Raw genomic sequence first — 11,344 nt, 5'->3', positions numbered from 1 at the left:
TCAGAGTCCCGGCGCCGGTTTGACGTCGCCCCAGCCCGCGACGTCCTCGGGTCGTCGTGGGCTTGGTCCGGTGTAGATGGCGGCGGGTCGGACGAGTTTGGCGAGGCGTTTTTGTTCGAGGATGTGGGCGCACCATCCGGCGGTGCGGCCGCAGGTGAACATCGCCGGCATCATGTGGGGTGGGACCTCGGCGAAGTCGAGGATGACTGCGGCCCAGAATTCCACGTTGGTCTCGATGGCGCGGTCGGGGCGGCGTTCGCGTAGTTCGGTGAGTGCGGCTTGTTCGAGGGCTGCGGCCACTTCGTAGCGGGGGACGTCGAGTTCTTGGGCGGTGCGGCGTAGTACGCGGGCCCGTGGGTCCTCGGCGCGGTAGACGCGGTGGCCGAAGCCCATCAGTTTTTCTTTGCGGTCGAGGATGCCGCGCACGAGGCCGCGGGCGTCGCCGGTGGTTTCGACTTCTTCGATCATCGGGAGCACTCGGGCCGGTGCGCCGCCGTGCAGTGGCCCGGACATCGCGCCGATCGCGCCCGACAGCGCGGCGGCGACGTCGGCGCCGGTGGAGGCGATCACGCGTGCGGTGAATGTCGATGCGTTGAGGCCGTGTTCGGCTGCGCTGACCCAGTAGGCGTCGATGGCTCGGATGTGTCGGGGGTCGGGGTCGCCTTTCCAGCGGGTCATGAAACGTGCGGTGACGGTGTCGCATTGGTCGATGATGTGTTGGGGGACGGCGGGTTGATGGATGCCGCGGGCCGATTGGGCGACGTAGGACAGTGCCATCACCGAGGCGCGGGCGAGGTTGGCGCGGGCGGTGTCGTCGTCGATGTCGAGGAGGGGCCGGTAGCCCCAGATGGGGGCGAGCATGGCCAGGGCGGCCTGTACGTCGACGCGTACGTCGCCGGTATGGATGGGCAGGGGGAAGGGTTCGGCCGGGGGTAGTCCGTCGCCGAATCGGCCGTCGACGAGCAACGCCCACACATCGGCGAAGGTGACGTGGTTTTCCACGAGGTCCTCGATGTCGACGCCGCGGTAGCGCAGGTTACCGCCGTCTTTGTCGGGTTCGGCGATCTCGGTGGTGAACGCCACCACTCCTTCGAGACCGGCGACGAAATCGTCGGGCACCGTGTTGGACATCGAAGACCACCTCACCTCGACACGCACATCGTGTGGACCACTGTCGTGGGGATACCACACCGCGATCCACCACGACCCGCAATCTCACCAGGAACTCTAGGACAGGAGCACACCGGCGGCATACCGGGGAGTAACCGTGCGTCGCGGAGTAGCCTCACCTCGTGGCCGATGATGCGATTGACCTACCCAACATGCGGGTAGGCTACGGCGGCGGCATCCCACCGAACATCGGCGAAGGTGACCGCGCGGCGGGTGCCGACGGCATCCGCGAGAACCTCGATCCGAGCTGGCTACGCGGGGACCCGCCCTGGTTGGACCTGTTTCATGTGTGGCTGCGTGAGGCCATCGACTCGCGCATCCCCGAACCCAACGCGATGGTGCTCGGGACCGCCGACGCCGAGGGCATCCCGTCCACACGCACCGTGCTGTGCAAAGGGGCCGACGCGTCGGGCATCGTCTTCTTCACCGGCTACGACTCCGACAAAGGGCACCACCTGGCTGCCAATCCGTATGCGTCGGTGACCTTCCCGTGGATCGCGCTGGAGCGCCAGGTTCACTTCCGCGGAGCGGTGGAGCACGTGACGATGGAGGAGACCGCGGAGTACTGGTACATGCGACCACGCGGCTCCCAACTCTCCGCGTACGCATCTGCGCAGTCGCAACCCATCGAGACCCGTACCGACCTCGAGGATCTCGCGGCCCGGGTCGCCGCGCAGTTCGGCGGATTCGATGCCGGCGCAGAGATTCCGGTGCCGCCGGCGTGGGGCGGCTATCGACTGGTGCCCACGACCGTCGAGTTCTGGCAGGGGCGTGCCAACCGCCTGCACAATCGGGTTCGCCTGACCCGATCGGACGGCGGGTGGGAGGCCGTGCGACTGCAGCCGTGAGCCACTACTAGGCTTCGCTGGTGCCCACCGCTCCCCGGCCGAGGCGGCTGTCGAGTCGACGACTGCTCGCGGACACCACGCCACTGCGGAATCCTTACTTCCGGCGACTGTGGACCGCGAACATCGTCACCGTCGTCGGCGCGCAGCTGACCGTCGTCGCGGTGCCGGCGCAGATCTACCAGATCACCGGCAGCTCGGCCTATGTAGGCCTGACCGGCGTGTTCGGCCTGGTTCCGCTGATCGTGTTCGGTTTGTGGGGTGGTGCGCTGGCCGACGTGTTCGACCGCAGGCGCATCCTGATCGTGACGACACTGGGTTTGATCGGCTGTAGCGCGCTGTTCTGGGCGCAAGCGGCGCTCGGTGTCGGGAATGTCTGGCTTCTGTTGAGCGTCTTCGCCGTTCAGCAGGCGTTCTTCGCCGTCAACCAGCCCACCCGCACCGCCGTGCTCCCGCGATTGTTGCCGCTCACCGAACTGCCCGCCGCCAATTCGCTGAACATGACGGTGATGCAGGCCGGTGCCATCGCCGGTCCACTTGTCGGTGGCGCGCTGATCCCGGTGCTCGGCTACGCCACGCTGTACCTGGTCGACACGTTGAGTCTGCTGGCCACGCTCTGGGCGGTGCTCCGATTGCCCGTATTGCGTCCGGAACTCGCGGACGGGCAGCGCCGTCCTGCCGCCGGGTTGCGGTCGGTGCTCGACGGATTCCGATACCTGCGCGATCACCTGGTGTTGTTGGCCAGCTTCCTGGTGGATCTGATCGCGATGATCTTCGGGATGCCGCGGGCACTGTTCCCGCAGATGGCGCACGAGAGCTTCGGCGGTCCCGAAGGTGGTGGTCTCGCGTTCGCCTTGCTGTTCGCGGCGATTCCGCTTGGATCGGTGATCGGTGGGGTGTTCTCCGGGTGGGTCGTGCGGGTGCGCCGTCAAGGTCTGGCCGTGATCGTGTGCATCCTGATCTGGGGTGCGGCCATCTCGGTGGCCGGTGGGGCGCTGTTCTTCGCGCACGGTACGGCGTTGCCGATGCTGCCGGTCGTGGTGGTCGCGCTGATGGTCGGCGGGGCGGCGGATATGGCCTCGGCGGCATTTCGGCAGACGATGCTGCAGGCCGCGGCCACCGACAACGTCCGTGGCCGATTGCAGGGCGTGTTCATCGTCGTGGTGGCCGGTGGGCCCCGCATCGCCGACGTCACGCACGGGGCCACGGCGGCCGTGGTCGGCACCGCGGTGGCGACCGCAGGCGGCGGGGTGGCCGTGATCGTGCTGACGATCGTTGCCGCGCTGGCTATTCCGGCGTTCGTCCGATACCGGGCCGGTCAGCTGGCCTGAGTGATGGGGCAGTCCGTCGCGACTCGGACAAAGTGCCTGCTCAGCGAAGCCGCGGATTCGGTGCCAGTATGGTGCCATGAGTGCGGTAGTCGACAACCCCACGGGCACCTTCGCGGTGCCGATCATCGACATCACGCCGTACACGGCCAACGGAGACGCGGCGCAACGCGCAGTCGTCGCCGCCCAGATCGACGACGCCGCCAGCACGGTCGGTTTCATCCAGATCATCGGGCATCAGATCCCGGCCGCGGTGATCGAGGAGTTCACCGCGGTGATGGATGATTTCTTCGCGTTGCCGCTCGAGGAGAAGAAGGCCTACCGTACGCCGCCGGAGATCAATCGCGGGTATTCGCCGCCGAAGTCGGAGTCGTTGTCGTTGAGCCTCGGCGTGGAGCCGGCCGAGGGCATGAACGACTTCTTCGAGGCCTACAACGTGGGCGTCGAGGCCGCCGCCTACCCGGACCTCGAACTGCCCGACGATCAGTACGCCGGCAACACCTGGCCGAGTGTCGACCACTTCGAGGCGGCCGTGTCCGCGTATTTCGCCGAGGCCTCGCGGGTGGCGCACACCCTCACCCGGATCTTCGCCGAGGCGCTCGATCTCCCGCCGGATTTCTTCGACGGATACACCGACCATTCCCTCGACGTGCTGCGGATGAACAACTATGCGCTGCCGCCCGGCGAGGTGGAGCTCGACGGTGAGCTGACCGGCATGGGTGAGCACACCGACTACGGGATCGTCACGGTGCTGTGGGCCGACCAGGTGCGTGGACTGCAGGTCCTCGATCGGGACGGCGAATGGCACGATGTGGAGCCCGCGGACGGCGCGTTGCTGATCAACCTGGGTGACCTGATGGCGCGCTGGACCAACGAACGCTGGATGTCGACGCTGCACCGCGTGAAGCCGCCGGTGATCGACGGAACCATCGAACGTCGTCGGTCCGCCGCGTTCTTCCACGACGGCAACATCGATGCCACCATCTCCACCCTCCCGTCGTGTGTGGGTGCGGGCAGTCGCTATTCGCCGATCACGGTCGGCGAGCACATCGGCGCCAAGCTGGCCGGCTCGCGCGCCGGGCTGTCGAATCCCTACGCGCGCCGCGAAGCGCAACGCGTCCGCCAGGCGATGCGTCGCGGCATGGGCCAGCAGTAGCCCCGACCCGCTCAGTCGGAGCTGATGCGGCCCGGGTAGGTGGCGCGCCGTGCGGCGTGCACCGGACAGTAGTGCATCGGGTTGTCGCGCTCGGCTTCCGGCGGCAGGTTGCGGGCGGGGGTGTGCACCAGCGGGGCGTCGTCAGCCACCCGACCGTGCACGCGATCCCAGGCGTCGCGGGGACGCGGATGGCGCAGGAACCGTTTCGGCAGCAGGCGGTGCATCACCAGGTTCACGCCCCGGCCGAGTAGGCGGAATCGTCGCTCGTCGGTCTCGCTCCACGGCAGCCCGAGGATCTCACGCACCGGTTCGTCGTAGAAGCCGGTGGTCATCCAGGTGAAGAATCGCTGGTTCTGTTCGGCCATGTAGCGGAACCAGAACCACTCCGGGATGAACGAGAGAAACGGTGGCGGTGGGAGCTTGCTGATGTCGAGCACCGTACGTACGGCCGGATGATCGCGAAGCTCGTTGCGGCACATGTAGTCCCAATACTCGAGGAAGTCCTCGTAGGTATCCGGGACCGGGCGCATGGAGACGCCGTACATCGCGTACCAGGCTTTCGACTCCTCGAATAGTTGCCGCTTCTGGTCCTCGCTCAGCCACGGGCCGAACCGCTCGCAGAGTCGGACGTTGCCGTACCAGAATGTGGCGTGCGCCCAGTAGAAGACGTCGGGATCGAGGGCGTGATACCGAGAACCATCCTCCATCTCGCCCTTGACGTCCCGGTGGTAGTCGCGTACCTCCTCGCCGGTGGTCGGACCCGAGTCGGGCACGGGGTCGAACACCACGCCACTGATGGGGTAGAGCGAGCGCATCAACCGTTGCCAGCGTTCGCCGAAGAAGTCCGAGTGCTCCCAGACGGCCGCGCCGAGTTTGGGGTGCATGTTCTGCATGGAGCCGGCCCACAGGCCCTGGAACATCCCGGTCCAGGTGCCCCAGATCTGCCACGTCAACGAGTCCGGGCCGAGCGGCGTGTAGTCCTCGGCGCGGATGGGCGCCGGGCGCCGGCGCTCGATCGATGAGTCCTCTGGCGTGTTCGTCAGCACCTCGGTCATGAGACGAAAGTTTAGAATCGTCTCACCCGGGGTGTCAATGTTCACCGAATGCGGAAGCGCACCCTATCGCCCGCGACGAGCTGCGCCGCGCGGTCCGACGACGCTGCGGTGAGAACGGCGACGACGGGGTATCCGCCGGTGACCGGGTGATCGGCGAGGAACACGACCGGACGTCCACTGGGTGGGATCTGCACAGCGCCATGCGGGATGCCCTCGGAGGCGAGTTCTGCGGTGCCGGCGCGATGGACGACCAGCGGGTCATCGCTGTCTTCGGGACGGGACAGTCGCACACCCACCCGGTTGCTGTCGGCGCCGACCACCCACACGCCACGGGTCAGATGCGCGGGGGTCTGCACATGATCGCGGCGTGGTCCCTCGGTGGCCTCGAGTTCGGTCACCGCCGAGTGCGCGGCCGCCCGGGGCGCCGACGATGTGGCCGGCCAGTCCTCGGTGGGTTGGCCCACCGGCAGTTCGGTACCGGCACGCAGCGCGGGCGGACCGAGGTCGGACAGGGTGTCGGTGGAGCGGGACCCCAGCACGAGCGGGACGTCGATGCCGCCGCGAATCGCAACATAGTTGCGGCACCCGCGGGTCGGACTCTCGATGGTCACCTCGGCGCCGTCGGAGACGGGGAGCGCAGCGTCGACGCCGACCGGTATTCCGTCCACGCGCACTTCGGCGCGGGCCCCCGTCACCGCCATCAGCACATCGCCGTGGAGTCGAATGTGCAAGCCACCCAACGTGGTCTCGATCACGGCTGCCGATTCCGGGTTGCCGACGAGTCGGTTGGCCAAGGTCAACGCCCCGCGGTCCGCCCCACCGGACACCGGGACCCCGAGGTGGGCGTATCCGGCGCGGCCGAGATCCTGCACCGTGGCCAGCGGGCCGGGCGCGACGACGGTGACCTGCCGGTGTCGATCACTCATCCGCGACGAACCTCACCAGGCTGCCCGGCCGCAGTCGGGCCGGGGGGACCGCCGCCTCGTCCCACATCGTCATCGACGTCGCGCCGAGCAGCTGCCAGCCACCGGGACTGACCCGCGGATACACCGCGCTGTAGCCCGCGGCGATCGCGACCGCGCCGCGCGGGACACGGGTGCGCGACTCGGACCGCCGGCCCACCGTGCGCAACGGATGGTCGGGTTCGTCGTGGGGGATGAGGTAGCCGAAGCCGGGGGCGAATCCCATGAACTGCACCTGCCACAGGGTGTTCGTGTGCAATTCCACGACCCGCGGGATGTCGACATCGAGCAGTCGGGCGACGTCGGCGAGGTCGGGCCCGTCGTAAACGACGGGAATCCGCAGTTCGTCGTCGGCCCCGCCGGCGGTCGCCACGCTCGCATCGCCGGTGCGCAGTGCCCGGTGGACGCCGAGGGTGTCGATGCCGTTCCCTCGATCGGCCTGCACCAGCACGGTCTGCGCGCTGGGTACCACGTCGGCGATGAGGAGGGTTCCCGCCGTCCGGGCGGCATGCAGGGCGGCGGTGGCGCGCGAAACCGCCTCGGTCGGCGCCGGGTGGCCGGAGAAGTCGAGCATCACCGCGTCGTGACCTGCGGGCAACTCGCGCATACGTCCAACCTACCGGCCACTCAGCGGCCATGATGACACCACGAACAGCGGCGTGGCCGGATCTGTCGGCGTGGCGGATTGCCGGTCCGGCCGAGATGCTCGACAACGAAAAGGTGCGAATGCGCGAGATCGTGGTGTGTGGTGAAGCGCTGGTCGACGTGGTGGGAACGTCGGCGAGTCCGGCTGGTGCCGGCGGTGGCTTGTCGCCGCTGCAGCCGGCGCTCGGTGGTGGCCCGTTCAATGTTGCGGTCACCCTCGGCAGGCTGGGGAGCGCGGTCTCGTTGTGCTCGGCGGTGTCCACCGACACCTACGGCGAGGCCATCGTGTCTGCGCTGCGCTCCGCGGGCGTCGGCACGTCGCTGTTGCAGCGGCGGGCCGAACCCACGTCGCTGGCCCTGGCGACGATCGGACCCGACGGCGGCGCGCAGTATTCGTTCTACGTGGAGGGCACCGCGGACCGTCAGGTGAGCGACCCCGGCCCGTTGGCCAGCACGGTGGCCGCGGTGTGTTTCGGCACCCTGTCGATGGTGCTGGAACCTGGTGCGTCGGTGTATGAATCGCTGTTGCGGCGAGCTCACGGCGAGGGGCGGTTGGTGATTGTCGACCCGAACATCCGGCCGGCGGTGATCGCAGATCCCGACGCGTACCGTCGTCGGTTCGCGTCCTGGACGTCGTCGGTCGACATCGTGAAACTCTCCGACGAGGACGCCGGGTGGTTGGCGAGCGGACCCGACGGCACGACCGGCGACGAATGGCTCGCGGCAGGTGTGAGCGCGATCATAACGACGGCGGGGGCGGCCGGAATCACCGTCCGGACCCGCCACACCGAACTGACCGTACCCGCACCGCCCACTCAGGTTGTCGACACCATCGGTGCAGGTGACAGCGTTGTCGGCGGTGTGCTGCGACACCTGGATCGGATTGGTGCGCTGTCATCGGTGGCGGTGGCCGAGCTCGACGCCGATCAATGGCGCGCGACCGCCGAATTCGCAGGTGAGGTCGCTGCGGTGACCGTTTCCAGGCCCGGCGCGGACCCTCCGTGGGCGAGCGAGCTGGCAAGCGACTAGGTTGTAGCCAACAGCATCCTTACCCGGATCTGCGTTGAACATAGGCTCAAACCTGAGTAAAGGGGTTCGTGTGTCCGCTGAAACAGTCCCAGCTGACCAGGCATCCGATACGGCATCAGCGACCGTGACCTACCCCGGTGGGCAGCTGGAGCTTCCGATCCTGAAGGCCACCGAGGGGTCCGATTCCGTCGCGCTGGGCAAGTTCCTCGCCGAGACCGGGCTGACCACCTTCGACGGTGGCTTCGTCAACACCGCGTCGACCAAGTCGGCGATCACCTACATCGACGGCGACGCGGGCATCCTGCGCTACCGGGGCATCCCCATCGATCAGCTCGCGGAGAAGTCCACCTTCATCGAGGTCAGTTACCTGCTGATCTACGGTGAGCTGCCGACGCCGTCCCAGCTCGACGACTTCACCGACAAGATCCGTCGACACACCCTGCTGCACGAGGACCTCAAACGGTTCTTCGACGGCTTCCCGCGCAACGCGCACCCGATGCCGGTGCTCTCCAGTGCGGTCAACGCGCTCTCGGCCTACTACCAGGATTCGCTGGATCCCAAGGACCCGGAGCAGGTTGAGCTGTCCACGATCCGGCTGCTCGCAAAGTTGCCCACCATCGCTGCGTACGCCTACAAGAAGTCGGCCGGACAGCCGTTCCTCTACCCGGACAACTCGCTGAGTCTGGTGGAGAACTTCCTTCGGATGACCTTCGGCTTCCCGGCCGAGCCCTATGAAGTGAACCCCGAGGTCGCCAAGGCGCTGGACATGCTGTTCATCCTGCACGCCGACCACGAGCAGAACTGTTCGACCTCGACCGTGCGCCTGGTCGGTTCGTCGCAGGCCAACCTGTTCACGTCCATCTCCGGCGGCATCAACGCCCTGTGGGGTCCGCTGCACGGCGGCGCCAACCAGGCGGTGCTGGAGATGCTCGAGGAGATCCGGCTCTCCGGTGGCGACACTCAGGCCTTCATGAACAAGGTCAAGAACAAAGAGGCCGGCGTGAAGCTGATGGGCTTCGGGCACCGCGTCTACAAGAACTACGATCCGCGTGCCGCCATCGTCAAGAAGACTGCGGACTCGATCCTGGAATCCCTTGGCGTGCAGGATGATCTGCTCGATATCGCCAAGGGTCTGGAAGAGGTCGCACTCAACGACGACTACTTCATCGAGCGCAAGCTCTACCCGAATGTGGACTTCTACACCGGTGTCATCTACCGTGCGATGGGCTTCCCGACCCGGATGTTCACCGTGCTGTTCGCACTCGGCCGGCTGCCCGGCTGGATCGCGCACTGGCGTGAGATGCACGAGGACCCGGCAGGCAAGATCGGTCGTCCGCGCCAGCTCTACACGGGCTACACCGAGCGCGACTATGTCGCCATGGATGCGCGCTGACCGACCCGCGGGGAGCCGGCGGACGACATCGACAAGCCGTCCGCCCACAGATACCGACTGACGACTCAAAGGAGAGTCCCGTTGACCAGCGCTGAGAAACCCGAAGTCGATTTCCCCGAGGGGCCTGCCCCGTCCGAACTGCAGATCACCGATCTTGTGGTCGGCGAGGGCGCCGAAGCCCAGCGGGGTGGCGTCGTGGACGTGCACTACGTGGGCGTCGAGTTCGAGACCGGTGAAGAGTTCGACTCCTCCTGGGATCGCGGCCAGTCCGCAAACTTCCCGCTCGAGCGCCTCATCCCCGGTTGGCAGGAGGGCATCCCCGGTATGAAGGTCGGCGGTCGGCGTCGGCTCACCGTGCCGCCGCAGTTGGCCTACGGCCCGGCCGGTGCCGGCCACCGTCTGTCCGGCAAGACGCTGGTGTTCGTCATCGACCTGCTGGGTGTGGGGTAGTCCATTTCCGCACGACCCTCGCTGCTGTGGCTCCGGCGCGATCTGCGCCTGGGCGATCTTCCGCCGCTGATCGCGGCGCAGGAAGCCGCTGACGAGGTACTGATCTGTTTCGTCGTGGACCCGCGACTGGAGAAGTCGTCGGGTCCACGACGTTTGAGTTTTCTCTTCGACTCGCTGCGCGACCTCGACGAGCAGTTGTCCGGGCGGCTCCTGGTGGTCCGCGGTCGGCCCGACGAGGAGATCCCCCGATTGGCCCGCGCCGTCGATGCGATGTCGGTCCATGTGAGCGAGGACTATTCGCCGTTCGGTCGTCGGCGTGACGGGGCAGTGGCCGAAGCGTTGGGCGACACCCCATTCGAGGCGGTGGGCTCGCCGTACCTGGTGTCGCCGGGACGGGTCACCAAATCCGATGGCGAGCCCTACAAAGTGTTCACGCCGTACTTCAAGCAGTGGCGCAGCCACGGGTGGCGCGCTCCGGCGTCGTCGTCGGTTTCCGCTACCGACCTCGTGGATCCCAGCACCATCAAGCGTTCCGGCCGCATCAAGATTCCCGCTGCCCCCACCGAATTGTCGCTGCCTGCCGGGGAGCGGGCCGCGTTGCAGCGGTGGCGGACCTTCGTCGACGACGATCTCCCCGGCTACGACGAGGACCGTGACCGACCCGATCTCGACGTCACCAGCCGGATGTCGGCTTACCTGAAGTTCGGCAACATCCACCCGCGCACGCTGGCCGCCGATCTTGGCAGATCGAAAGGCGCGCAAGCGTATCTGCGGGAGCTGGCGTTTCGCGATTTCTACGCCGACGTGCTCTACCACTGGCCGAAGAGCGCCTGGCACAACTGGAACAGCCAATTCGACGACATCGCCCTGGACACCGACAAGTCGGCCTATGAACGCTTCGACACCTGGAAGGCGGGGCGTACCGGCTTCCCGCTGGTCGACGCCGGTATGCGCCAGCTGGCCGAGTCGGGATTCATGCACAACCGGGTACGCATGCTCACCGCATCGTTTCTGGTGAAGGACCTGCACTTGCCGTGGTGGTGGGGTGCCCAGTGGTTTCTCGACCAGCTGATCGACGGGGACATGGCCTCCAATCAGCATGGGTGGCAATGGGCTGCCGGTACGGGAACCGATGCGGCGCCGTACTTCCGGGTGTTCAATCCCGATACTCAGGCCGGGCGGTTCGACCCGGACGGCGAGTATGTGAAGCGCTGGGTGCCGGAGTACGGGTCGGACGACTATCCCGACCCCATGGTCGACCACAAGGCGGAGCGAGAAGAAGCACTCCGGCGTTTCGGCGAGATCTGACCC

The 11,344-nt window shown here is 67.1% G+C and carries 11 protein-coding genes; 7 read left to right on the top strand and 4 right to left on the bottom strand.

Annotated features, from left to right (window positions below):
• Complete coding sequence (locus tag VX037_RS03060) at positions 1-1,131, bottom strand: citrate synthase 2 (RefSeq protein ID WP_287016617.1); 1,131 nt, start codon at positions 1,129-1,131, stop codon at positions 1-3.
• Positions 1,132-1,322: 191 nt separating this feature from the next.
• On the opposite strand from VX037_RS03060, the gene pdxH reads away from it, so the two are divergent.
• The 3 genes from pdxH (at position 1,323) to VX037_RS03045 (ending at position 4,499) form a co-directional block, all read left to right on the top strand.
• The gene (pdxH, locus tag VX037_RS03055) at positions 1,323-2,018 is read left to right on the top strand and encodes a pyridoxamine 5'-phosphate oxidase (protein WP_266063769.1); all 696 of its coding nucleotides are present in this window, start codon (positions 1,323-1,325) and stop codon (positions 2,016-2,018) included.
• 20 nt (positions 2,019-2,038) lie between these two features.
• Complete coding sequence (locus VX037_RS03050; RefSeq protein WP_328713158.1) at positions 2,039-3,346, top strand: MFS transporter; 1,308 nt, start codon at positions 2,039-2,041, stop codon at positions 3,344-3,346.
• Positions 3,347-3,422: 76 nt separating this feature from the next.
• A complete protein-coding gene (locus VX037_RS03045; RefSeq protein WP_266063760.1) occupies positions 3,423-4,499 on the top strand; it encodes an isopenicillin N synthase family dioxygenase in 1,077 nt (358 codons plus the stop codon).
• 11 nt (positions 4,500-4,510) lie between these two features.
• On the opposite strand, the gene VX037_RS03040 is transcribed toward VX037_RS03045, so the two are convergent.
• Genes VX037_RS03040 through VX037_RS03030 form a run of 3 tightly spaced genes read right to left on the bottom strand, consistent with a single transcriptional unit; the run spans position 4,511 to position 7,123 of the window.
• Positions 4,511-5,554 (bottom strand): oxygenase MpaB family protein, encoded by a 1,044-nt coding sequence (locus tag VX037_RS03040; protein WP_328713156.1) that lies wholly within the window; start codon positions 5,552-5,554, stop codon positions 4,511-4,513.
• Positions 5,555-5,595: 41 nt separating this feature from the next.
• Positions 5,596-6,480: a biotin-dependent carboxyltransferase family protein gene (locus VX037_RS03035; protein WP_328713153.1), complete on the bottom strand. Its 885-nt coding sequence runs from the start codon at positions 6,478-6,480 to the stop codon at positions 5,596-5,598.
• Positions 6,473-7,123 carry a 5-oxoprolinase subunit B family protein gene (locus tag VX037_RS03030; protein ID WP_328713152.1) on the bottom strand — a complete coding sequence of 217 codons (651 nt, stop codon included), beginning with the start codon at positions 7,121-7,123 and terminating at the stop codon, positions 6,473-6,475. Before VX037_RS03030 ends, VX037_RS03035 begins: the two co-directional genes overlap by 8 nt.
• A 119-nt stretch (positions 7,124-7,242) precedes the next feature.
• On the opposite strand from VX037_RS03030, the gene VX037_RS03025 reads away from it, so the two are divergent.
• From VX037_RS03025 to VX037_RS03010, 4 genes are all read left to right on the top strand, one after another.
• Positions 7,243-8,190, top strand: coding sequence for a carbohydrate kinase family protein (locus tag VX037_RS03025; protein WP_328713247.1), 948 nt, complete (start codon positions 7,243-7,245; stop codon positions 8,188-8,190).
• Positions 8,191-8,260: 70 nt separating this feature from the next.
• Positions 8,261-9,583 carry a citrate synthase gene (locus VX037_RS03020; RefSeq protein ID WP_266063764.1) on the top strand — a complete coding sequence of 441 codons (1,323 nt, stop codon included), beginning with the start codon at positions 8,261-8,263 and terminating at the stop codon, positions 9,581-9,583.
• Between the two features lie 81 nt (positions 9,584-9,664).
• The gene (locus VX037_RS03015; RefSeq protein ID WP_266063765.1) at positions 9,665-10,033 is read left to right on the top strand and encodes an FKBP-type peptidyl-prolyl cis-trans isomerase; all 369 of its coding nucleotides are present in this window, start codon (positions 9,665-9,667) and stop codon (positions 10,031-10,033) included.
• Positions 10,034-10,057: 24 nt separating this feature from the next.
• Positions 10,058-11,341: a cryptochrome/photolyase family protein gene (locus tag VX037_RS03010; RefSeq protein WP_328713245.1), complete on the top strand. Its 1,284-nt coding sequence runs from the start codon at positions 10,058-10,060 to the stop codon at positions 11,339-11,341.
• The last annotated feature ends 3 nt before the right edge of the window (positions 11,342-11,344 follow it).

This window comes from Gordonia sp. Z-3 (assembly GCF_036233855.1).
Classification (GTDB): domain Bacteria; phylum Actinomycetota; class Actinomycetes; order Mycobacteriales; family Mycobacteriaceae; genus Gordonia; species Gordonia tangerina.
This window is presented reverse-complemented; position numbering and strand designations above follow the sequence as displayed.